Here is a 23,223-nt window from a genome sequence, read left to right as displayed (position 1 = left end):
GACATGCAAGTAACTTCTGAAGGAAATATTTCCGGTAACAATGGCAACAATTATATGGAGAAAAATTTCCAGCCTGCTTCGGTAAGATTTTTGGCACATTTCTTCTCTTTCGTTTTTCATCCGTTGTTTATACCAACGTATGTTGCGGCTTTCCTGATCTTCGTTCACCCTTATTTTTTCGCGGGATATGATCACAAGATGAAAGTATTGAAGCTTTTATCTGTGGTAGTAACTACCGCATTTATGCCTTCGTTCACTGTATTTCTGCTGAAGCAGTTAGGCTTTATCGACAGCATTTATTTACGCACACAAAGAGACCGGATCATACCCATTGTTATATGCATGATCTTTTACTTCAGTATTTATTTTGTTTCAAAAAAAGATGCTGAAATACCAATCCCTTTTACGCAGTTCTTGCTTGCAGTATTTATCAATTCCATCATAGCTCAAATGGCCAACATAAAGTTCAAGATCAGTTTGCATGGACTCGCAGTAGGAACCGTACTGGCGTTTTTTATTTTGCTGGCCTTGCATTCCGGTGCGTCAATGGGATTCTATGCCAGCATTGCCATTCTTGTTACAGGCCTCGTTTGTACATCGAGACTACTCCTGAATGAGCACGCACCTTTTGAGGTTTATCTTGGATTATTGGGTGGAGTGCTTTCTGTGCTGGTGGCGTATTGGTTTGTGGGATAGAGGGAAATCAAAAGTAAAAAGTCAAAAGTAAAAAGTAAGAAGCTTTAATGCGGTCCGGCTAATTCTTTTGAGTGGGTTAAAGCGCTGGATTTGCAGATGGTTTAATAATTTGGATGTAACCATGTAGGCCAATTAAAGTCGCTTTAGCACTTCCATTCTGAAAACTTTCTGCATTGTCGAATTCTGGTTTAATAATCCAGTTGCCGGTTTTATCCATGAAACCCCATTTGCCGTTTTCTTTTACCGCGGCAAGTCCTTCGGAAACAGTCCAAACTACATCATATTTAATAGGTACTATAACTTTGCCTGTTGTATCAATAAACCCCCATTTGTTATTTTGTCTAACCCTGGCTAATCCTTCGGAAAAATCATTTGCAAAATCGTACTGAATAGGGATTAGTGCGGTTCCTTTTTTATCAATAAATCCGTATTTATTATTTAATTGAGCGACAGCTAATCCGTCATGAAAATCGCCGACCCAATCGTAAATGGGTTGTATTGCCCACTTCCCTTTTTTGTCTATATAGCCTATTTTGTATTGATAGTCAACTTTCGCCATTCCCTCCGAGAATTCATACCCAATTGTAAACTGAGGATTTATAATCCATTTGCCTTTTTTGTTTATGTAACCGACTAGTCTGTTGAATCTAACGGCTGTCAATCCTTCGGAAAATTTTGTGTGGCAATAATGATAAGGGGAGTCTCCATCAAACGCAGGTTGTATTACCCATTTTCCTTTCTTATTGATAAATCCCAATTTGTGGTTTAGCTGCGCTGCAGCTAATGCTTCAGAAAATTCGCCCACAATTTCAAATTGAGGTTGAATCACCCATTTCCCCGCGGAATCTACAAACCCCCATTTCGCTCCAACACTTTCTTCAGGCTCAAGCTCAGTAGAAGGAATGTTCATCTCTTTTTTGAAACTATTGATTACGGGTGTCTTAACCACAATAGGAGCTGGCTCTCTTTGGCCGGCTAACCCTTCGGAAAAACGAGTGCGGTCGAATCTGCAATGGAGTGAGACGGTAACATATGCTGTCGGTTTTGCTACCCATTGCCACGTTACACCTTCCTGTGCTTGAACAGCAAGACTGCAAATAGTTAAAACAATTAGCGTAATCGTCGGCATGAAAACTTTCATGGAGAATGTGATTGTTGGTAAATTCTAAATCAATTATACAAAAACCGCAGCGTAATATGAACCATAAAAGCAATTTTCAATGATACTTCTTAATACAGATGAGCCTCAGGTTTTTTGCCTTTCTACAACAATCCCTTCTTTTTAATAATTCTAAAAAACCTAAGATTCAACAGAACCGACGTAAAGGTTAACCCCGTCAAAAATCCTATCCAGATTCCTGCAGCGCCCATTTTGAAATGGAACGCCATGAGGCAACCGGTTGGAATGCCAATTACCCAATAAGAAATGGCAACATAAATGGTTGGCACATACACATCCTTAAGGCCGCGCAAAAGTCCCACGCCGATTGCTTGTGTGGCATCAGAAAGTTGGAACAACGCAGCATACAACATGAGCGTAGATGCAAGTGCTACCACCACAGCATCGTCATTAAAAGCGAGGGGTAAAACTTTTCTTACACATACATAAAAGATCGCGCAGGCGCAGCCATAGATCAGGCCGCTTAGCAGTGTGCTTTTTCCAAGAATAGAAATATGTTTCCAGTCGTTCCTTCCCCATGCATTGCTCGTGCGGATGGACCCTCCCTGCGCCAAACCAAAAGAAACCATGAATGTAAAAGCCGCGCAGCTCAATGCAATTTGGTGCGCCGCTTGCTGTACTGCCCCCAGCGTTCCAATGATAATTCCAGAAACAGCAAACGCACCGGATTCCATCGCCGCCTGCAAACTGCTTGGAATGCCTATGTGCAACAACTCCCTGATCGTTTGCTTGCGCAACGTCCACTGATTTTTTCTTACCGCTATGTATCTGTTGAATAAAGGATGTATAAAAACTACAATTGCCAATGCAACGAGAATAATAATCCTGGTAATCAATGTTCCAATGCCCGCGCCTACAAGTTCTAATCTTGGAAAGCCCCAGTTGCCATATACGAGCAGCCAGTTGATGCCGATGTTAATCGGTAGAGAAAGCAGTGACAAAGTCATCGCTGTTCTTGTTTTTTCTAAGCCATCAGTAAATTGTTTGATGGCCATGAACATCAACATCGGAATGATGGATGAGGCCATGATAACAAGATAAGGTTTGGACAATACCGCCACTTCCTGATCTTGTCCAAGATGAAACAATACATTTCTGCCAAGAACCAGAGCTGCTGTTATAACTAGCGACGCAATGGTGCATAACCAAAAGCCGTTGTAAAAATAGTGCGACACCTGCTGGCCATCACGTCTTCCATGCGCCATGGAAACGGTTTGCGACACCGACATCGTTACGCCAATGCCCAATACAAAAGGAATGTTCATTACGCTATTTACCAAAGCTGCAGCAGCAAGGTGTTTGTAACTGATAGCACCCACCATGGCACTATCAATAATGCCAAGTGCCATTTGAGTGAGTTCACCCAAAATAATCGGTCCCGATAATTTCCATGTTCTTCCTGCTTCAGTACGTAACGTCATAAGAGCGCGAAAATAAAAAAGTTTTTAGAGAGGAGGGCAGATAACTGAATAACTGAGTAACTGAAGGCTAAATTCAGTCTTGGTTTTCGACATTGAAACATTCGGTTATTTAGTTATTCAGTTACTCAGTCTGTATTCCATTTGTTCCATAAAAAATATACCTTTACACTATGTTGTTGAACTTACTAACCACATATAAATAATAACGAAGCGGGCTTGTTCCCGCTTTTTTTATGTGTATACCAAATACTTTTTTATGGATGTAGAAATATTGGCCCGTATACAATTTGCATTCACCATTGCTTTTCATTACATCTATCCCCCAATCAGCATCGGACTGGGTTTAATACTTGTAATTATGGAAGCGCTTTATCTTAAAACAGGAGATAAACGTTTCGAATTGATGACACGTTTCTGGCTCCGCATCTTTGCGCTGGTGTTTGGAATTGGTGTAGCAACTGGCATCATCATGGAGTTTGAGTTTGGCACTAACTGGGCCACTTACTCGAAGTACGTTGGAGATATTTTTGGAAGCGCTTTAGCTGCAGAAGGAATTTTCGCATTTGCGTTAGAGTCTGGATTTCTAGGCATTTTACTATTTGGCTGGAACCGTGTGAGCAGCGGCGTTCACTTCTTCGCAACGATCATGGTTTTTCTTGGTTCATTGTTTTCTGCGATATGGATCGTGGTGGCAAACTCGTGGCAACAAACGCCGGCAGGCTTTCATATTGTAGGAGACGGGTTGCAGGCAAGGGCAGAGATCACCGACTTTTGGGCAATGGTGTTTAATCCATCCAGCGTTGAAAGATTGTTGCACGTGTGGGTCGGTGCAATTTTGGCCGGAGCATTTTTGGTACTGAGTGTAAATGCGTGGTACATCATTAAGAAAAAATATCTTGAAATAGCGATACCGGCATTTAAAATTGCATTGGTAGTTGCGACTGTATTTTCTATCTCTCAATTGTTTTTTGGGCACAAAAGTGCAGACGGCGTTTCGCGCAATCAGCCCGCAAAGCTTGCTGCATTGGAGGGGCACTACGATAGGCTGGCAAGGGCAGATATGTATTTGTTTGGCTGGGTAAATAATAAAACGCAGGAAACGAAAGGCTTAAAAATTCCTGGCGGATTAAGTTTTCTTGTTCACTATGATTTTAACGCGCCGGTAAAAGGTTTGAATGCTTTTAAAGAAGATGAAAGGCCTACACAGGTAAATTCTATTTTTCAATTTTACCACATAATGGTGGCGCTTGGAGTGGCAATGATTACTCTTTCGCTGCTTGCGTGCTGGTATTGGCGAAAGGGAACGCTGTTCGATAAAAAATGGTTGATGTACATTTTTGTGTGGTCAGTTATGATGCCGCAAGTTGCCAATCAATGTGGTTGGTTCGCCGCTGAAATGGGCCGCCAACCCTGGGTTGTATATGGTTTGTTGAAAACCAGCGATGCACTCTCAAAGGCAGTGTCAGCAAATCAGATTTTGTTTTCACTAATCATGTTCACGTTTGTTTATACAATGTTGCTGGCATTATTTCTCTTTTTATTGCACAGAAAAATTCAGCATGGCCCGGAAACAAGGCATGATGAAGATGAAGAAGCAAACGAAGCATTCACAAAAAGAAATAACCCTCTTATAACTCATTCATAATGGAAACATTTTTAGGTATTGATTACAACGTTTGGTGGTTCCTTGTATTTGGTGGTGTGATCAGTGGTTATGCCATCCTGGACGGGTTTGATCTGGGAGCTGGAGCCTTGCATTTGTTTTTAAATAAAGAAGAGAGCCGGCGCATTGCACTAAATGCCATTGGTCCTGTGTGGGATGGAAATGAAGTGTGGCTCGTAATAGGCGGCGGAGCGCTGTTTGCAGGATTTCCTGTAGCGTATGCAGCTATCTTTTCTGCATTCTATGTGCCCTTCATGGTGTTTTTGATGGGACTTATTTTTAGAGCCATTTCCATTGAGTTTAGAAGCAAAGAGAAAATGTTGTGGTGGCGAAAAACGTGGGACATTTCTTATTGCGTCGCAAATATTGTTATCGCCCTGTCGCTTGGGCTAATGCTGGGAAATGTGGCACTCGGCATCCCATTAAATAAAGATCACGAGTTTGAAGGAAACTGGCTATCGTTCTTCAATCCGTTTTCTATTTTAATTGCTATTACCACACTCGCATTGTTCATGATGCATGGAGCCATTTATCTTGCCATGAAAACAGTGAATAGATTGTACGTAAAGCTCACTTTGCTCGCAAGAGATTTCACCATTTTCTTTGTGTTGAGTTTTGCTGTGTCGACTCTGTACACGCTGCTTTATATTCCGCATCTAAGCGATCAGTTAAGAACACATCCTTCTTTTTTCATTCTTCCTGTCATCATGACTTTAGCCATTGCGAACATTCCAAGGAGTTTGAAAAATGCAAATTTCCGTTTCGCATTTTTGAGTTCATCCGTCACCATCGCTTCATTACTGATCATGGTGGCAGTCGAAGTATTTCCCTATTTGATTTATGCGCCAAACAATCCGCAAAACAGCATCACCATCGTGAACGGCGCCTCTTCCCTTAAAACGCTAAAAATATTATTAATCATCGCTTTAATAGGAACACCACTGGTTTGTCTCTACACCGGTTTTGTTTTCTGGACATTTAAAGGAAAAGTGAAGTTGGATGAAATGAGCTATTGAGAGAAGGAACACGGATTGTCATGATTGTCATGATTTTTTATGATTTGATATTTTATCCTGCTTTTAATTTCAAATCTCAAATCAAAAGATCTTAATCAATCATCAAAATCATGAAAACCTGCGTTCCATTTCTTCCACTCATCTTCAAATTTTCAAATTAGTAATTTTCAATTCTCCTCTATCTTTGCCCCGCTATGGAACTAAATACAAAAAAAGGTAACAAAGCCGTTGCAATCTGGCTTTTGATAGGAGTAGGGATGATCATTATCCAGGTGTTGCTGGGTGGAATTACAAGATTAACGGGTTCCGGATTGTCCATTACCGAATGGAAACCTATTTTAGGCGCTATTCCGCCGACCAGCGAAGTGGCCTGGCAGCACGCCTTTGATACATACAAACAAATAGGCCAGTATAAATACCTCAATACGCATTTCACACTTAGCGATTTCAAATTCATTTACTTCTGGGAGTGGTTTCACCGCGAGTGGGCGAGATTGATCGGCGTTGTGTTCGCGGTGGGTTTTGTGTATTTGATTATTAAAAAATACCTGAATAAAGACATGATTCGCCCAATGGTGATTCTCTTTGTATTAGGTGGATTGCAAGGAGCCATCGGTTGGATCATGGTAAGCAGCGGTTTGAATGAAGAGAATTTGTACGTAAATCATATTCGCCTTGCCATACACTTTATAGCAGCGCTGGGATTGCTGGTGTACACGCTTTGGTTTGCCTTTCAGTTATTGGTTCCGGAGAGTGAAAGAGTTGTTGCTCCTTCATTAAGGAAATTTACTGGTTGGATGATCGCCATAGTGGTGTTGCAGTTGATTTATGGAGCATTCATGGCAGGATTAAAGGCCGCCACTTTTGCACCTACCTGGCCAACGATCAATGGTGAGTGGGTGCCATCAAATATCTCCACATTTGGCAACCGTACCTTTAGTGGCTTACAGAAATTTACAGACAATCCAATCGCGGTTCATTTTATTCACCGCACATTGGCTTACCTCATTACCATTCTTGTGATCATCTGGCTTGTAAAGGCAGCAAAAATTACCACGGGAAAATTATTCAGGAAAACGCTGTGGCTGCCGTTAGCGGTAGTTTTGATACAAGTAGTGTTGGGCGTCTTAACTGTGATAAATGCCGGCAACAGTAAGGCTTTGCTTTGGCTCGGCATTACTCACCAGTTCGTAGCAATGATCTTTTTGATCATTTGGATTTGGGAACTGTATTTGCTGAGAAAAACAACATCATAAATATTATGTGCTGAATGCTGAACGCCTAACGCAGGTACGTCCGCGTTAAGCGTTAGGCGTTCAGCATTTCTTTATTGTTCTTTCACAAACACTTCGTATTTTAGAAACGCCATTGTTACCCTACAATATGAAGCAAATACTTAAAGCCATATTCTATTCCTTTCCTGTGCAATTGGTGTTACTGCACATCAAGAAGTTCCAGCTATTAATGATATTTTGGGTGGTTTTGTTTGCGGCCGTAAATGGTGGCTTCATGGCTTCTTTTGGCGTAGATAGTTTGTACCTCGCACCAGAATACTTAGGAGATGTAAATGCAATGAGTACCGCCATCGTGGGGCTTGCGGTGGGGGTATTTATCATGGGATGGAACATTACAACCTTCATTCTTTTTAGCCGTCACTTCCGGTTTCTTGCGACTACCACAAGGCCGTTTTTAAAATATTGCATCAATAACTTTATTATTCCGCTAGCTTTTTTACTTTTTTACCTGGTTAAAGCCATCGCTTTTGGAATGAAGCAGGAGTTGCTAACAGCGTTCGACATCGTGATCTTAGCAGGTGGATTTTTATTTGGATTTATTTTTATCATAGCACTGTCGTTTTTATACTTTTTCAGAGCAGATGTAACCATTGCTCGCCATATGTTTGCCGTGCTGGACGCGCCGAAAACGGTAGCTTATGGCTATCGTCCACACATCGTATTGAACAGCGGTGGCAGCCGGTTGATAAAAGTGACCACCTATCTCGACACACCAACATCCGCCCGTCCGGTTCGAGATGTATCGCACTATAGCAAAGAGTTTATCGAAACTGTTTTTGGAAGACATCACTTTGCTGCGATCTTGTCTGTTTTCGCATCATTCGTGTTTCTCATCATCATCGGATTTTTTCTTGATAATCCCGTGTTTCAGTTGCCCGCAGCAGCCAGCATTACACTTTTCTTTTCCATATTGGTGGCGGTTTCCGGTGCATTTTCTTATTTCCTGCAAAGCTGGAGCATGCCTTTCTTAATCGTGCTGGTGCTCGTGATAAATGTGTTGTACAAATACAACGTGATCGATGCTACAAACAAAGCATATGGTTTGAACTATTCAAAAAATGTTGAACGAGCGCCATACACTCACGAGTCCTTAGCTTCTCTGTGTACAAAGGAAAAAGTCGAGCAGGACAAACAAAATATGATTGGCATCCTGAACAAGTGGAAAGCAAAGCAAGGCGTTGAAAAACCATATTTGTATCTGATCTGTGTAAGTGGTGGCGGTACGAGAAGTGCAACTTTTACATTCAACACTTTGCAAAGGCTCGACAGTCTTAGTAAAGGGGAATTAATGAAAAAGACATTCCTGATAACCGGAGCATCCGGCGGTATGCTTGGCGCTTCTTATTTCAGAGAATTGTATAACCAGAAACAGAGCGGGAAAGATATTCACTTACAGGATAAGAAATATGCAGATAACATTTCGAAAGATCTGCTGAATCCGGTATTCTCTTCATTCATTGCAAGAGATTTAGCTTCTCCGGCGCAAAAGTTTTCAGTGGGCGATTATACTTATTCAAAAGATCGCGGTTTCGCGTTTGAAGAAAAGCTTAATGAAAATACTGGCGGAATTATGAATAAACAAATGAAAGACATTAAGGACGATGAGGCAAATGCCCGTGTACCGTTAATGTTTTTCAATTCGGTTGTAACAGGCGATGGTCGCAAAATGATCATCAGTACACAACCGGTAAGCTATATGATGCAGCCTGTTCACGACACTGCAAGCATAGGGCATATGGAGCCAGACGCAATTGATTTTAATGCATTGTTTGCGAAGCAGGATCCAACGAACTTGCGTTTGTTAACGGCGCTTCGCATGAGCGCAACGTTCCCATATGTTCTACCCAATGTTTGGCTGCCCACAACGCCTGTAGTTGATGTAATGGATGCAGGCTTCCGCGACAACTTTGGCATAGAAGGATGCACTCGATTTGTAAGTGTATTTCATGACTGGATCATGGAAAATACTTCCGGTGTTATTCTGCTTCAGATACGTGACAGAAAAGGTGGCGAATGGGATTATAAACCAGAAGCAAACAATGTAACGGAAATTATAACCAAGCCAGTGTTAACATTACAATACACTTGGTACAAAATGCAGCAGTACAATCTAAACGACATGCTTGCTCTTACAGAAAGATCATTTGACCATCATTTCAAAAAGATAACTTTCCAATACGTTCCCGGCGAACATGAAAAAGCTGTAACACTTAATCTCCATCTTACAAAAAGTGAAAAGCTTGGATTATATCAGACACTGAAGAATGAATACAACACGCATTCGTTTAAGGCGTTTGAGGAACTGCAGAAAAATAACTGAATACTGATTGACTGAATAACTGAAAGCAGAGACTTGTAGGCACTGAACAATATTTGGGGGTCGGCAGTAGAACTCTATTCATATTCGTTGCGTCGCACACTTGTACTGCAGTAAATTTATTCGTCAAAACTAAAAAATCAACGACAGACGACGTTCAGTGCAATCAAAGATTAATCAGTGTACATCAGTCAAATCTGCGTCATCTGCGTGCCCTCAGTTACTCAGTTATTCGGTTAGTTCCCTGTTCACCCAATCTTTTCCTTCAATCATTCTCGTAATCATCATCCCTGCCACCGTATCTCCCGTTGCATTTAAAATCGTAGCAATTGGATCAACTAATGTACCGATGATCATAACTGCAGGGACAGCTGATGCAGGTAAAGCGTATGCAGAAATGATAAGCAATTCTCCAATGTAGCCACCATTTGGAATGCCGCCTTCAACAATGCTGACAATCACGCTGAGGCCAAGCGCCAACGCAATAGTGTCAATGCCAGCAAATGGTTTATGAAACATCGCAAACACCACAACAATTTTTGTGACTGCAGAAATAGAAGATCCATCTTTATGTAACGCGGCACCAAGAGGCACCACAAGATTACCGATGTAGGGAGGAATACGCATTTTCTTCGCAGCATCAAGATTCGCTGGAATCGTGGCGATGCTGCTGCATGTACCGATAGCAGTTGCACTTGGAACAATGTTATTTTTCCAATACAATGCAACAGCCTTTGTGCCTCCGGCAATAAATGCGTATATGCTGAAGAAAACAATAAAGTAAAAAATGCTAACTCCATGAAACAACGCAAGTGCTTTACCATAGGTACCAAAAAGCTGCGGCCCGATTGTGCCAACCTGGTAAGCGAAGTATGCACCCAAACCAATAGGAGCGACTTTCATAATGATTAGCAACACATGCTTCATCACTTCTGTGCCCGAGTTAATAAAATCATGAAAAGGTTTTCCTTTATCGCCCGCTCTTAAAATGGCAAACCCAATAAGCAGAGAAAAAATAATCAGCGCCAGCATATTTTTTCGCGAAAGCAAAATATAAAAATCCGACGTTGTAAGTAGTTGCGTTAATTCATCTCCAGCACTTTGTTTTGTAACCTCTTCTGAAAATGTTGAACCATCGCCTGTAGATTGACTGAAAGGGAAAAGCCACGCGATCAACACTGTAACAAAGGCAGCCACTAACAGTGTGCAAACAAAAACAAAAAATGTGCTTCCAAGTATTTTGCCAAACTTTTGTGAACGATCAATATTGGCAATTGCTGAAACAATACAGAAAAACACAAGCGGTACAACGGCTGTAAATAAAAGGTTAATAAAGATGTCGCCAATTGGTTTTATCACTGCAACCTTTTCGCCCCAGATTATCCCTGCAATGCTGCCCATAAAAATGCCGCTGAGTAGCAATAAGATGCCTCTATAGTTTTTAAGAAATGAATTGGTGTTGTTCATTTGAATCGGGTATAAAACAAACGTCAAATTGGGATTTTACAACTGTTTTAACAGACTAAACGGTTAGCCTTTGAAACGTTTAACTGACAAAATATAACATTAAAGTCGATAAATGAATAACTCAATTTTTTTGATCGTGTCAACAATCAACTGTTAATGTTGAAGAGTATGACTGATGTCAGCATTGCCGCGTTTTTACCTTATTACCTTTGAAATAGGAAAGTCACAGAAGAGTTGCTCATAGACGAATTGAAAACTATGCTGTGTACCACCCTTAAAAACACAACGATGCACTTGCCAAAGTGAATTTTACTAACGTTGGCTATTGATATATTTCTGCAGAACAAACAGATGGGCCCCATTCTACTTGCACAACATATGAAATGGTTTTTTGCAATCTTCTTTTTGCTTCAGAAGTAAGCAGGATTACATGATTGTAAAAAAGGAATATCCTTTTGAAAACAATACTGATATACTCAAAAAGTATTTAACAGAATCATCTAAAACCTAATTATTATGGCTGAAAAGATCCTTTCAGAGGTACTCTCCGTTCCAAGTAAAAGTAAAACCTCCAATTTAATAATTAAAGAACCGGAAGTGCCTGTATTCGATGCGGTGGCACATATAAATGACCTTGCAAAAAAAGGTGCCATTGCGCTTGACGCTTTTTTACATTTAGATCAGGCGCAGGTTGATTTTATTGTTGCAAAAGCCTCGGTAGCAGCAATTGATAAGCATGGTGTTCTTGCCCTCCATGCAGTTGAAGAAACCGGTCGTGGTAGTTTTGAAGATAAAGCAACCAAAAATATGTTTGCTGCTGAAAATGTGACCAACAGACTAAAGAACGTGAAAACAGCAGGCATCATAGGAGAAGATCAATTGACCGGTATAGTTGAAATCGCAGAACCCGTGGGTGTAATTTGTGGTGTAACACCTGTTACCAACCCAACTTCCACTACTATATTCAAAGCCCTGATTGCGCTGAAAACACGCAATCCGATTATTTTTGGCTTCCATCCATCTGCACAGCAGTGTTCAAAAGCCGCAGCTATTGTTGTTCGCGATGCAGCCGTTGCAGCCGGCGCTCCGGAAAATTGTATTCAATGGATCGAGTATCCATCTCTGGAAGCTACAAATGCTTTAATGAATCATCCAACTATTTCAACAATACTGGCAACAGGCGGTAACGCTATGGTAAGGGCTGCTTACTCATGCGGCAAGCCGGCTTTGGGTGTTGGTGCGGGTAACGTGCCTGCCTACATTGAAAAAACTGCCGATGTTAAACAGGCGGTATACGATATCGTACTTTCCAAATCATTTGACTGGGGTATGATATGCGCATCTGAACAGGCAGCCATTATTGACAAAGAAATTTATGAGGAAGCAATCGCAGCTTTCAAATATCACCATGTATATTTCGTAACTGAAAAAGAAAAAGCGAAACTCGAGGAATATATGTTTGGTGTTTCTGCGAAAGGAACAAACTGCGCAGGCGCCAAATTAAATCCTGATGTTGTTGGAAAATCACCTCAGTGGATTGCCGAACAGGCCGGATTTTCAGTTCCCGATAACGTTGTAGTAATTGCTGCAGAAGTTTCTCAAGTAGGTGTTGTCGAGCCTTTAACACGCGAAAAATTATCTCCTGTATTGGCTATCCTTAAATCATCCTCAACAGAAGCCGGTATTAAATTATCTGAGCAGATGGTAGAATTTGACGGCCTCGGTCACTCGGCTGCCATTCATACAAAAGATGAAAAAATTGCAAAAAAGTTTGGTGAAGAAGTGAAAGCAATTCGCGTTATATGGAACTCTCCTTCTACATTCGGCGGCATAGGAGACGTTTACAATTCATTCATGCCTTCGCTTACACTCGGATGTGGTTCATATGGCAAGAACTCTGTTGCCGGAAACGTAGGAGCTGTCAATTTAATTAATGTAAAACGAATAGGAAGGAGAAACAACAACATGCAATGGTTTAAAGTGCCTTCAAAAATTTACTTTGAGCCCAACTCTATTCTTTATCTAAAATCAATGCCGGGGCTTGAAAAGGTGATGATCGTAACGGACGTGATGATGTTGAATCTTGGTATTGTTCAAAAAGTGATCGACGTATTAAACAGACGTTCCAATAAAGTGGACGTAAGGATATTTTCGAATATAGAGCCTGACCCAAGCATTGAAACCGCAAGGGCAGGAGCGGAAACGCTGAGGGAATTTAAACCTGATAACATTATTGCCATAGGTGGCGGATCTGTGATGGACGCTGCGAAAGTAATGTGGCTGATGTACGAGCAACCACAAGTTTCTTTCGATGATGTAAAACAGAAATTTTTGGACATCCGTAAACGTGCCGTTAAGATTCCCACATTGGGCAAGAAAGCAAAAATGATTTGCATTCCTACCACTTCCGGAACCGGTTCAGAGGTTACTCCGTTTGCCGTGATCACAGATCATTCTGTAAACAAAAAATATCCGTTAGCAGATTACGCGTTTACGCCGACAGTTGCCATCATCGACTCTGAGCTTACGAAAACAGTGCCACCACATGTGATCGCAGACACAGGCATGGACGTGCTTACACATGCGACCGAAGCTTACGTTTCTATCGTTGCAAACGACTATACCGATGGATTAGCATTACAGGCAATTAAAATGGTTTTCAAGTATCTTGAAAGAACATACCTTGATGTTAAAAATGATGACGAAGCGAGAGATAAAATGCACAACGCTTCTACCATTGCCGGTATGGCCTTTGCCAATGCTATGTTAGGTATCTCTCATAGTATGGCCCATAAAATAGGAGGTATGTTCCACACTCCGCACGGACGTACCAATGCGATTTTGTTGCCTTATGTTATCAGATACAACGGTGAAATACCAGGCAAACTTTCTGTATGGCCGAAATACAACACGTACAAAGCAGATCAGAAGTACTTTGAAATTTGCCAGGCACTTGGGCTACCTGCAAAAGGACCCAAAGATGGGCCTCAGGTGTATGCAAAAGCTGTGTACGAGCTTGGTTTGAAATTGGGTATTAAAATGAGTTTTAAAGAGCAAGGCGTAGATGAAACAAAATGGCTGGCTAATTTAAACAAACTCGCTCTGAATGCATTTGAAGATCAGTGTACACCGGCAAATCCAAGATTGCCACTTGTAAAAGATATGGAAGAAATCATGCGGAAAGCTTATTACGGAGAAAAAGCATAGCAGTTGAACATTTAAGTTTCAAGAAAGCAAACCGGCCGTTGGCAAAATATACGCTGATGGCCGGTTTCGTTTTGTATCAAATTACGGCTCCCATTTAAGGAACCAGACAGTATAACCTTCTCTTACTGGCCATTCGTGATAGATCGTAAATCCGTGTTTTTGATAGAAAGGTAAATTCGCGGGAGTAGAAGTTTCAAGAATAATAGGCAACCCTGAATGGCCACAATACGCTTGCAAATCATTTAGCAGTAACCCACCTTTTCCTTGTCCCTGACAAGAGGGATCAACACCCAGGAACCACAGGTAGAAATGCGGCGTTTTAGGATGATACTTGTGTATATACTTTTCTCTTTTCGTAACATGACGTACCCTTGAAATACCAACTGCTTTGAAAGCAAGCCTTCCCATCTGCCAGAAGTCTTTAAGCGTAGTTTTGTTTGCTATAGGGTAATAGCCCAGCAGCACTGCATCGCCATCATCGTTTTGCCATGCGCCGTTTTTTTCGAAAGCTATTTCAAAAGAGTAGTCCATCAGCACTTTTATCCGCTCCAATCTCTTTGCATCCTGAAGCACCACTTCATTCACACTCCGATTGGCCTCGAATGCGTTAGATAAAATATTTACGAAGTGCTCTTTGTCACTGGCCGAAGCGGATTTCATATGTATAGGGAGAATAAAAAAAGCCCTCCTCTTAGCGAAGAAGGCTTTAAATGATTTTAAGTATCGAAAATTACCAGCCTTGTTTTGCAATACCTGCTTTGATAGCAGCTAAAGCATTTGCTTCGCTAAGCATTGTAGTAAGCTTGTTGCCTTTGCCGTCATTACCTTGAGCCATGTAACCGCCACGTGCAGTTTTAGTGATCACTGCTTCTTTAATTTCTACGCCTTTTTCCTTAGTTTTTACGTTGTATGCTGTTAATTTAATGTCTGCCATGTCGTATAATTTTTGATGGTTTTTTAATCGTTAGAAAAATAAAATAATCACAACTAATTAATTACAAGATATAAAATATTTCAACCCACGGCTGAAATGATGCGTCAAATTATCAAGATTTGAAATTGACAATTGATAATCAATTGATTAAGCGTCAATTTTCGCATATTTCGCGTGAGATTCAATAAACTCTCTTCTTGGAGCTACTTCGTCACCCATTAGCATGCTGAACACGCGATCCGCCTCAGCGGCGCTTTCAATGGTAACCAGTTTAAGTGTACGAGTATCTGGATTCATTGTAGTGTCCCACAATTGCTCCGCGTTCATCTCACCCAAACCTTTATATCGCTGAATGTTTACGCTGTCTTCTTTACCGGCACCAAGTCTTTCAACCAAAGCTTTGCGTTGCTCGTCGTTCCATGCGTAAGCCTGGTCCTTGCCTTTTTTAACGAGGTACAAAGGTGGCTGTGCAATGTAAACGTATCCTTGCTCAACCATCTCTTTCATATAACGGTAGACGAAAGTAAGGATCAACGTTGCGATGTGGCTACCATCCACGTCGGCATCCGTCATGATGATCAGCTTGTGATAACGAAGTTTTGCAAGGTTTAAAGCTTTAGGATCTTCAGGCGTTCCCACCGTTACGCCCAAAGCAGTGTACATGTTGCGGATCTCCTCGTTTTCGTAGATCTTATGCTCCATTGCTTTTTCCACGTTCAGGATCTTACCACGAAGCGGCAAGATAGCCTGGAAACTTCTGTCGCGGCCTTGTTTAGCCGTACCACCAGCCGAGTCCCCTTCGACAAGGTATAGTTCGCATCTTTCAGGATCTCTTTCAGAGCAGTCAGCCAGTTTACCCGGCAAACCGCCACCACTCAAAACCGTTTTACGTTGTACCAGTTCACGTGCTTTTTTAGCAGCCACACGCGCCTGAGCAGCCAATACCACTTTTTGAATTACGTTCTTCGCTTCGCGTGGATTTTCCTCAAGGTAAGCGTTCAATACACGGGCAACGGTGCTATCCACAACACCACTCACATCGCTGTTACCCAGTTTTGTTTTTGTTTGTCCTTCAAACTGAGGCTCGGGAACTTTCACAGAAATGATAGCGCTCAAACCCTCGCGGAAGTCATCACCTTCGACCTCTACTTTTGCTTTTTCAAACAAACCTTCTTTATCGCCATAAGCTTTGAAAACACGCGTCAATGCACGGCGGAAGCCAGTTACGTGCGTACCACCTTCAATCGTATTGATGTTGTTTACATAGCTGAAAATGTGCTCTTTAAAATCGTCGTTGTAGCTCATTGCTACTTCCACAGCAACGTTGGTCGTTTCATCGTGACCTTCTACAAACAAGGTTTTAGCAATAAGCGGGGTGCGTTTAGCGCTTTGATCAAGCATTTCAACGAACTCTACGATACCGCCTTCGCTGTAGAATGTTTTTGTGTAGATATTTCCATCTTCATCTTTCTCTCTATTGTCAATGAGAACAATATTGATCTTGCGGTTCAGGTAAGCCAACTCACGCAATCTTCCTTCAAGAATATCTTTGTTGTAAACGCTTACTGTAAAAATGCTGGTATCCGGCCAGAAATGAACACGCGTACCGGTATTTTCTGAAACACCAATCTCACGTACCGCATACTGAGGAACACCGATATGGTACTCCTGCTCAAATATTTTTCCTTCGTTCTGAACGGTTACGAGCAGTTTGGTACTAAGTGCGTTCACGCAACTTACACCCACACCGTGCAAACCACCGGAAACTTTATAGGTATTTTTATCGAATTTACCGCCGGCGTGCAATACCGTCATTACAAGTTCCAATGCACTGCGGCCTTCTTTCTTGTTGATACCGGTAGGAATACCACGACCGTCATCCTGAACGCTGATAGAATTGTCTTCGTGAATGGTTACAACGATATTTTTACAATACCCTGCAAGCGCCTCATCTATCGAGTTATCTACTACTTCGTACACAAGGTGGTGTAAACCTTTAACGCCAATGTCTCCTATGTACATCGCAGGCCTTTTACGCACTGCTTCCAAACCTTCTAAAACCTGAATACTATCCGCACCATAACCGTTGCTTGCAACCGGTATTACTTCATTTGTTTCAACGCTCATATTTATTTAATAATCGTGTCTGTGAACAATTAAAAACGCTATCTGCAAATGTACGGAAAATAAGGCCCCAAAGGCGTTTAAAACGCATCAAATTCTGCTCTTTTTTAAGCAATTGTGAGAAAAATGGGGAAAGGATAGTGGCATTGGAAATTTGAGATTTGAGAATTGAAATTATGTAAAATCGGATGTGCGGGAGAGAAGTTGATTTAGCTAAAATGTTTTCGGTAAAGTCAAAATCCAAATAAGCGGACGGTGAAAGTATGGAATTAGTTCAAGCCTCGTGTAAATCGGCGTCAACATAGGGTTTGAGAGAGCTTTATTTTCAATTTTTAAAATTTTGAAATTCGCACATTACCAAAAAATGACAATTCCCTTACAACAATGTTTTAACACGAATTAGGATTACAAATTTTAACAACATATTTTTGCTTGCATTATGCATCAACCGCTCGATATTTTTACGCTCGCTCAAAAAACTCCTGTTATGCAGGAGGAAATGCATGTTTTGCATGCAAAGGAGCAGCAAATACCAGGTTCGGTGCAATATTCCATCCAGCGTTACCGCAGATTTTCACAGTGGAACGTAGATGACATGGGAATGCTCGTATATCATTACGAGAAATCAGACCCAAAGCAGCATTATCTTGAACTTCGCTTTTGCATTAGCGGAAATATGTATTGTAAACACAAAGAAACTGAGTGTGATCAATGCAAGCTGAATGCAAGAAATTGTTCCGACAGAGACGAAACCGTTGACGTTTTCAAACTTACTTTTTCTCCTGCACATTTATCGCAATTTGTAAAAGGCATCAAGCAAACAAATACCGGCGATGATGTTTTGCAGTTTCGCCACAAATCTTCTTTCTCCAAAACAATGACTTTGTGCAGCCGCACGAGACTAGTGCTGGAAGCTTTGCTGAACCATAGCTATTCCGATAGCATGGAAAACATTTACATCAATGCGCAGTCGCAAATGTTGTTGCTGTATAGCCTTGAGTGTATGATCGGCGAAAAAGAAGAAACGATCTTCAGCTGCAAATTCCTGGCAAACGAAGCTGACCGCGAAAAAATCTCCAAAGCACGCGAAATATTAATTCAGCACATTGGCGAGCCAATTACCATCAAGGAGTTGAGCCGTAAAGTGGCGATGAACGAGTGCTACCTGAAGAAAGGTTTCAAAGAAATGTACAGTACCACCATTTTCGACTTCTATCAGAGTCAGAGAATGGAACATGCAAAATATTTGCTTTACGAAAAGGGCCTCAGCGTAACAGAAGTCTCGTTAATGCTGGGCTATTCTTCTATTTCACACTTCTCCACTGCATTTAAAAAACACACAGGGTTGAAGCCTTGTGAGTTGTTGCTGCATTAATTAACTAAAAAGCAGGATTTGTTATGTTAATATTCTTGGACATAGATGGTGTAATGGTTCCTGCGAAAGGTTGGAAAGCTCCTGAGATGTTGAGCGATGGCTTTCCGGCATTTAGTAACAAGGCGACCAATGCACTCAGAAATCTTGTTTCTGGGATGTAACCATTGTGCTTACAACTTCTCACAAGGCAAATTATACTATTCAGGAATGGAAGGATATTTTTAGTAGAAGAGGGATTGATGTTTTTAATCTGAAAGCTCTCCCAGAAAACATAAACAACGTTAGCAGAAAAGATGAAATAGTGAGTTGGGTAAATTTGAATCCATTAAGCGAAGAATTTATCATTATTGATGACGACAGGTCTTTAAATGAACTGCCAGGCTTTTTGATGGAAAATTTAATCCAAACAAGTCCTTACATAGGTTTAACAGAAGCGCATTTGGAAAATATCAAGTCGCTTTTATCAAAGAATTATCTTCATTAATTGCCTGAGTTAAAATATGTTTTTTGCGTTTCCTTCAATCAAGAAGGAAACGTTTTTGTTTTAAGACACGTCAATTCCTGTTATACAACTCTTTGCTCGCAAGTTCTTCCGCCATTTTCTTAATCTTCACAACAGTTGCTCTCCAGTAAAATTCCAAATGTTTACGAATAACTTCTGTAGGAAAATTTGTGATGTTGAGTTGCAGCACTGTGCCATCGGTTGCATTCGATAAAATGAAATCGAGTATCGAATAGTTGTCTTGTTTGTCAGCAAGGCGAGAGAGAGAACTAAGATGACTATACGTCAGTCTACTATTTTTATGGAATTGTAAAACAACTCCTTTGTTTTCAAATTTTACATGATTGAAACCGCGAATAAAAATGGGTTCGTTCACTACCCAGTTACATTGAACTTCGAGTTGCATACCAGGTTCTCACAGCCACTTAGTCATTAGTGCAACATCTGTCAGTGTTTCCCATATAAATTTTCTGTCAGTATGAATAATAACACTGGTAGAAAAACTATCGTTCATTGTGCAGCCTGTTTATGAAAATGAAAATAGAAGTTGCGAGCAGAAAAGCGAGGAAGTTTTCGTGGAAAAATTTTGCTGGAAACCCGTATGTTTTTCCTTCACCTTATAAAAAAGATAAAGGGGGCAAGACTACCCCCTTCTTTAACCCCTAAACCCTAAACCGTAGAAAATCTTTAATTACTTGATATATATTGCTTTATATAATTTCTCTTTTTGTTTGGGATCCGATTTAGCTTCTTATCCCATTCTGCAATTATTATTTCAGAAACTGTGCCAAAAACTTAAAAATGTGGATAAGTGCGTCAAAATACCGGATTGCCTTATTTTTTGATACAAAACTGTAAATAAATAGAATATGAAATAAAGAACTTGTGGTTTGTCGTTTGTACAAAATATTTCCCATCGCGGTAAATATTTCTACATATAACAATATTAAAACAAAAAGTGTTGCATAGACTTTCAAATTTTTTTAGCGGCAAAATAACTTGATATCTATTTCGACTTGTTAATTAGATCCTGCAAACTTTTTGCGCTTTAATGAAAGAGCTATTCGAAATATTTATGCGAACAATAGTATATACATTAATAACTGCAATACTCGGGCCACTTAGTAACAGGCTTAGCAGAAAGCAAAAACAAGTTTATTAAATGTAAGGAATGCAATTCAATTACTACAATTGACGGCTGCAAAAAATCTTCATAAAGCGAGGTTCAAACATTAAATTTTAGGGTATTAGTCGGCTGAAAATGCTTGCTACGGCTCAAAAACAGCAAAAGATATAAATATAGCCATCTTAACCATTAAATAATCGAAAAATACCATAACTACGATTTATCTTTAAAAAAGGACTGTTTTCCTGCCTTATCGCTTAAATCCAAATTAAAAATGAAATTAGTTACGACTGCAGCTTTGTGGCTGCTCTGTGTGTGTTCGTTTGCGCAAGTTCAAACGAGATGGTTGGGTATACAAGGTTCATCTACGGCAGCATGTTTTGGTGCGTCGAGTTACTATAATTGCTGGGTTAATCTTTTAGATAATTATTACGACAAGCCCGGAAAATGGGATACGAAAATTGATCAGCTTGCAAAGGGAGGATATTCACCTTACGAGGGGATGGCTACAAGTTATGTTTCGCCTGCAGGAAGGCCGGCACCAGATCCAAATTACGATGTAACAAAGATGCTTTCCTTACAGCCGCTCGTTTCAACTGTAATTGTAAACTATCCCACCAATGGTTATGATGTATACACAGTAACTGAATCAATGTTTTGCCTGCGCGCCATTCGCGATGCATACACACAGGCAGGGGTGAGGTGTTATATTACCACGACACAACCCAGAACCTCGGGCAATTTTGCTACTTCTGATGCAAAGAAAAAATTGGCTGAAATGAAAGATAGCATACTCATGGAGTTTGGTGACTATGCGATTGATTTTTGGAGCGTACTGGTTAATCCGGTTGACAGTTCTATTTTGCCACAATACGATTCTGGCGACCAGACCCATTTGAATGATGCGGGCCATCAGGTTATTTTTAACCAGGTAGTACAAAAAAATATTTTTGCCGAACCATTGGCTTTGCCACAATTTCTTTTTAAAGCAAAAGAAGAAAATGATGATAATGTACAACTAACCTGGAAAAACAGCAGAGATGAGCGTGTGAAGACATTCTCCGTGCAACGAAGCGATGATGGGTCAAACTTCGCTGCTATTTATACATGTGGTGCGGGGGCCGATTCGTACACCTATACTGACAAACAACCTCAACCAGGAAACAACTTTTATCGACTGAAAGTTGAGTTTACAAGTGGGTATGTTGACTACTCGCCTGTTTCTCAAATTGTAAGTAAATCAAATGCATTTTTTGTTTCAGGGGTAGTGGATGCAAGTGGCACATTGAAATTTAAAGCGCATTGTAAAACTGAACAACCTGTTGTGGTAACTATTTACAATGCAAATGGCGCAGTGGTTAGTAATGAAAGAAGAAATATTGGCGAAGGTCAAACTAATGTAACCCTCAGCAATTTAAATCTCGCACACGGAATGTATTATCTAAAGTGCACTGCCGTGAAAACCGGACAAAACTCTACTTCTGCTTTTATGGTACAATAAAAAAAGAGTTATAGAACTTTCGTCGGTTCTATAACTCTTATATACAATATCGTTGGAAAAAATTATCCTATTGCCTGGTTCAGATCTTCGATCAAATCATCCGCATCCTCAACGCCAACACTGAGGCGAATCAATGAATCTGACAATCCATTTTTCAAACGATCTTCTCTTGGAATAGAGGCATGCGTCATCGTGGCCGGATGGTTGATCAATGATTCAACGCCGCCAAGACTTTCTGCCAGTGAAAATATTTTTGTGGAGGACAAGACTTTAAAAGCCGATTCCGTGCTTTCATCTTTCAGTGTAAAACTTAACATGCCGCCAAAATCACGCATTTGTTTTTTTGCGACCGCATATCCCGGATGATCTTCAAAACCGCACCAGTAAACCTTTCCCACTTTTGGATGATTGCGCAGGAAATGAGCGACCTTGGCGCCATTCTCGCAATGACGCTGCATACGTAAGTGCAATGTTTTAATGCCACGCAAAACAAGAAAGCAATCTTGTGGTCCCGGAACTGCACCGCAGCTTTTTTGTATGAAGTATAATTTTTCTCTCAACGAGTCATCGTTCATCATCAGGCAACCATGAATAACATCACTGTGTCCACCTAAATATTTAGTACCGGAATGCATCACGATATCTGCGCCCAGATCCAGGGGATTTTGCAAATAAGGGGAAGCGAAAGTGTTGTCTACGCAAACCAATATTTTGTTTGGTTTTGCAATAGCTGCTATCGCTGCAATATCAGAAATATTCATCAACGGATTCGTCGGCGTTTCCGTCCAGATGAGTTTTGTTTTATCGTTAATAAAAGGCTTGATGTTGTTCGCATCTTGCATATTTACATAGTGAAACTTAATGCCGAATTTTTCAAAAACTTTGGTAAACAAACGATACGTTCCGCCGTACATGTCACTTGCAGCAATGACTTCATCGCCTGGCTCCAGTAATTTGATAACGGCATCGGTTGCTGCAACGCCACTGCTAAAGCTTAGTGCATGTTTGCCATTTTCAATAGCTGCCAATGCTTCTTCCAAAGCCGCACGTGTAGGATTTTGCGACCGTGCGTATTCGTAGCCTTTATGTTTTCCGGGTGCTTCCTGTGCGTATGTCGACGTTTGGTAAATAGGCGTCATAATCGCTCCTGTAGAAGGATCCGGATGTGCTCCTGCATGTATATATTTTGTGGCAAGTTTCATTGAATGATTTTTTTAGATGTCAAATGTAAAAATTCGAGTGTAATAATGAATGCATAATGGACAAATGAATGTTATTTAATTGCGAGCACTTCGGTTTTTCAACGGCAGCGTGTGAAAGGATTAAGAGAATGATGCTTGTCATCCCGAGGAACGAGGGATCTGAGTATAACATTTACAAACCGTTTGTCTAATTCCCA

The 23,223-nt window shown here is 40.8% G+C and carries 18 protein-coding genes; 10 read left to right on the top strand and 8 right to left on the bottom strand.

From position 1 onward, the window contains the following. Nucleotides 1–3: 3 nt before the first annotated feature. On the top strand, nt 4–696 hold the full coding sequence (locus QJ048_RS02370; protein ID WP_282332724.1) for a hypothetical protein: 693 nt from the start codon (nt 4–6) through the stop codon (nt 694–696). A 76-nt stretch (nt 697–772) separates the two neighbouring features. On the opposite strand, the gene QJ048_RS02365 is transcribed toward QJ048_RS02370, so the two are convergent. Both QJ048_RS02365 and QJ048_RS02360 read right to left on the bottom strand, forming a co-directional pair. Beyond that, a complete protein-coding gene (locus QJ048_RS02365; protein ID WP_282332723.1) occupies nt 773–1,837 on the bottom strand; it encodes a WG repeat-containing protein in 1,065 nt (354 codons plus the stop codon). A 122-nt stretch (nt 1,838–1,959) separates the two neighbouring features. Then, on the bottom strand, nt 1,960–3,297 hold the full coding sequence (locus tag QJ048_RS02360; RefSeq protein WP_282332722.1) for an MATE family efflux transporter: 1,338 nt from the start codon (nt 3,295–3,297) through the stop codon (nt 1,960–1,962). Nucleotides 3,298–3,553: 256 nt separating this feature from the next. On the opposite strand from QJ048_RS02360, the gene QJ048_RS02355 reads away from it, so the two are divergent. The 4 genes from QJ048_RS02355 (at nt 3,554) to QJ048_RS02340 (ending at nt 9,591) form a co-directional block, all read left to right on the top strand. Beyond that, on the top strand, nt 3,554–4,942 hold the full coding sequence (locus QJ048_RS02355; RefSeq protein ID WP_282332721.1) for a cytochrome ubiquinol oxidase subunit I: 1,389 nt from the start codon (nt 3,554–3,556) through the stop codon (nt 4,940–4,942). Beyond that, on the top strand, nt 4,942–5,976 hold the full coding sequence (gene cydB, locus QJ048_RS02350) for a cytochrome d ubiquinol oxidase subunit II (RefSeq protein WP_282332720.1): 1,035 nt from the start codon (nt 4,942–4,944) through the stop codon (nt 5,974–5,976). Before QJ048_RS02355 ends, cydB begins: the two co-directional genes overlap by 1 nt. Nucleotides 5,977–6,170: 194 nt before the next feature. Then, nucleotides 6,171–7,232, top strand: coding sequence for a COX15/CtaA family protein (locus QJ048_RS02345; RefSeq protein ID WP_282332719.1), 1,062 nt, complete (start codon nt 6,171–6,173; stop codon nt 7,230–7,232). Nucleotides 7,233–7,359: 127 nt separating this feature from the next. Next, a complete protein-coding gene (locus QJ048_RS02340) occupies nt 7,360–9,591 on the top strand; it encodes a patatin-like phospholipase family protein (RefSeq protein WP_282332718.1) in 2,232 nt (743 codons plus the stop codon). A gap of 225 nt (nt 9,592–9,816) precedes the next feature. On the opposite strand, the gene QJ048_RS02335 is transcribed toward QJ048_RS02340, so the two are convergent. Next, the gene (locus QJ048_RS02335; protein ID WP_282332717.1) at nt 9,817–11,055 is read right to left on the bottom strand and encodes a dicarboxylate/amino acid:cation symporter; all 1,239 of its coding nucleotides are present in this window, start codon (nt 11,053–11,055) and stop codon (nt 9,817–9,819) included. Between the two features lie 516 nt (nt 11,056–11,571). Here QJ048_RS02335 and adhE point away from each other — a divergent pair. Further along, nucleotides 11,572–14,262, top strand: coding sequence for a bifunctional acetaldehyde-CoA/alcohol dehydrogenase (gene adhE / locus QJ048_RS02330; RefSeq protein WP_282332716.1), 2,691 nt, complete (start codon nt 11,572–11,574; stop codon nt 14,260–14,262). Nucleotides 14,263–14,343: 81 nt separating this feature from the next. Here the strand turns inward: adhE and QJ048_RS02325 are convergent, their stop codons facing one another. The 3 genes from QJ048_RS02325 to gyrB form a co-directional block, all read right to left on the bottom strand. Beyond that, the gene (locus QJ048_RS02325) at nt 14,344–14,922 is read right to left on the bottom strand and encodes a GNAT family N-acetyltransferase (RefSeq protein ID WP_282332715.1); all 579 of its coding nucleotides are present in this window, start codon (nt 14,920–14,922) and stop codon (nt 14,344–14,346) included. Between the two features lie 70 nt (nt 14,923–14,992). Then, on the bottom strand, nt 14,993–15,196 hold the full coding sequence (locus QJ048_RS02320; protein WP_217791541.1) for a hypothetical protein: 204 nt from the start codon (nt 15,194–15,196) through the stop codon (nt 14,993–14,995). 147 nt (nt 15,197–15,343) lie between these two features. Continuing rightward, nucleotides 15,344–17,323 (bottom strand): DNA topoisomerase (ATP-hydrolyzing) subunit B, encoded by a 1,980-nt coding sequence (gene gyrB / locus QJ048_RS02315; RefSeq protein WP_282332714.1) that lies wholly within the window; start codon nt 17,321–17,323, stop codon nt 15,344–15,346. 436 nt (nt 17,324–17,759) lie between these two features. On the opposite strand from gyrB, the gene QJ048_RS02310 reads away from it, so the two are divergent. Genes QJ048_RS02310 through QJ048_RS02300 form a run of 3 tightly spaced genes read left to right on the top strand, consistent with a single transcriptional unit; the run spans nt 17,760 to nt 19,179 of the window. Continuing rightward, nucleotides 17,760–18,695 (top strand): helix-turn-helix domain-containing protein, encoded by a 936-nt coding sequence (locus tag QJ048_RS02310; protein ID WP_282332713.1) that lies wholly within the window; start codon nt 17,760–17,762, stop codon nt 18,693–18,695. A gap of 23 nt (nt 18,696–18,718) precedes the next feature. Further along, nucleotides 18,719–18,856: an HAD domain-containing protein gene (locus QJ048_RS02305; RefSeq protein WP_282332712.1), complete on the top strand. Its 138-nt coding sequence runs from the start codon at nt 18,719–18,721 to the stop codon at nt 18,854–18,856. Nucleotides 18,857–18,861: 5 nt separating this feature from the next. Beyond that, nucleotides 18,862–19,179, top strand: a complete 318-nt coding sequence (locus QJ048_RS02300; protein WP_282332711.1) for an HAD domain-containing protein — start codon at nt 18,862–18,864, stop codon at nt 19,177–19,179. A gap of 70 nt (nt 19,180–19,249) precedes the next feature. Here QJ048_RS02300 and QJ048_RS02295 read toward each other — a convergent pair whose 3' ends face one another. Next, nucleotides 19,250–19,603: an SRPBCC family protein gene (locus QJ048_RS02295; protein ID WP_282332710.1), complete on the bottom strand. Its 354-nt coding sequence runs from the start codon at nt 19,601–19,603 to the stop codon at nt 19,250–19,252. A 994-nt stretch (nt 19,604–20,597) separates the two neighbouring features. Here QJ048_RS02295 and QJ048_RS02290 point away from each other — a divergent pair. Further along, a complete protein-coding gene (locus QJ048_RS02290; RefSeq protein ID WP_282332709.1) occupies nt 20,598–21,824 on the top strand; it encodes a T9SS type A sorting domain-containing protein in 1,227 nt (408 codons plus the stop codon). A 62-nt stretch (nt 21,825–21,886) separates the two neighbouring features. On the opposite strand, the gene QJ048_RS02285 is transcribed toward QJ048_RS02290, so the two are convergent. After that, complete coding sequence (locus tag QJ048_RS02285; RefSeq protein ID WP_282332708.1) at nt 21,887–23,026, bottom strand: cystathionine gamma-synthase; 1,140 nt, start codon at nt 23,024–23,026, stop codon at nt 21,887–21,889. Nucleotides 23,027–23,223 lie beyond the last annotated feature (197 nt).

The organism is Pinibacter soli (assembly GCF_029961145.1).
Taxonomy (GTDB): Bacteria; Bacteroidota; Bacteroidia; order Chitinophagales; family Chitinophagaceae; genus Pinibacter; species Pinibacter soli.
This window is presented reverse-complemented; position numbering and strand designations above follow the sequence as displayed.

What these genes read in the sequence shown, in the direction of transcription:
- QJ048_RS02370 (WP_282332724.1), top strand. Translation starts at nt 4, where the DNA reads ATGCAAGTAACTTCTGAAGGAAATATTTCCGGTAACAATGGCAACAAT.
- QJ048_RS02365 (WP_282332723.1), bottom strand. Translation starts at nt 1,837, where the DNA reads ATGAAAGTTTTCATGCCGACGATTACGCTAATTGTTTTAACTATTTGC.
- QJ048_RS02360 (WP_282332722.1), bottom strand. Translation starts at nt 3,297, where the DNA reads ATGACGTTACGTACTGAAGCAGGAAGAACATGGAAATTATCGGGACCG.
- QJ048_RS02355 (WP_282332721.1), top strand. Translation starts at nt 3,554, where the DNA reads ATGGATGTAGAAATATTGGCCCGTATACAATTTGCATTCACCATTGCT.
- cydB (WP_282332720.1), top strand. Translation starts at nt 4,942, where the DNA reads ATGGAAACATTTTTAGGTATTGATTACAACGTTTGGTGGTTCCTTGTA.
- QJ048_RS02345 (WP_282332719.1), top strand. Translation starts at nt 6,171, where the DNA reads ATGGAACTAAATACAAAAAAAGGTAACAAAGCCGTTGCAATCTGGCTT.
- QJ048_RS02340 (WP_282332718.1), top strand. Translation starts at nt 7,360, where the DNA reads ATGAAGCAAATACTTAAAGCCATATTCTATTCCTTTCCTGTGCAATTG.
- QJ048_RS02335 (WP_282332717.1), bottom strand. Translation starts at nt 11,055, where the DNA reads ATGAACAACACCAATTCATTTCTTAAAAACTATAGAGGCATCTTATTG.
- adhE (WP_282332716.1), top strand. Translation starts at nt 11,572, where the DNA reads ATGGCTGAAAAGATCCTTTCAGAGGTACTCTCCGTTCCAAGTAAAAGT.
- QJ048_RS02325 (WP_282332715.1), bottom strand. Translation starts at nt 14,922, where the DNA reads ATGAAATCCGCTTCGGCCAGTGACAAAGAGCACTTCGTAAATATTTTA.
- QJ048_RS02320 (WP_217791541.1), bottom strand. Translation starts at nt 15,196, where the DNA reads ATGGCAGACATTAAATTAACAGCATACAACGTAAAAACTAAGGAAAAA.
- gyrB (WP_282332714.1), bottom strand. Translation starts at nt 17,323, where the DNA reads ATGAGCGTTGAAACAAATGAAGTAATACCGGTTGCAAGCAACGGTTAT.
- QJ048_RS02310 (WP_282332713.1), top strand. Translation starts at nt 17,760, where the DNA reads ATGCATCAACCGCTCGATATTTTTACGCTCGCTCAAAAAACTCCTGTT.
- QJ048_RS02305 (WP_282332712.1), top strand. Translation starts at nt 18,719, where the DNA reads ATGTTAATATTCTTGGACATAGATGGTGTAATGGTTCCTGCGAAAGGT.
- QJ048_RS02295 (WP_282332710.1), bottom strand. Translation starts at nt 19,603, where the DNA reads ATGCAACTCGAAGTTCAATGTAACTGGGTAGTGAACGAACCCATTTTT.
- QJ048_RS02290 (WP_282332709.1), top strand. Translation starts at nt 20,598, where the DNA reads ATGAAATTAGTTACGACTGCAGCTTTGTGGCTGCTCTGTGTGTGTTCG.
- QJ048_RS02285 (WP_282332708.1), bottom strand. Translation starts at nt 23,026, where the DNA reads ATGAAACTTGCCACAAAATATATACATGCAGGAGCACATCCGGATCCT.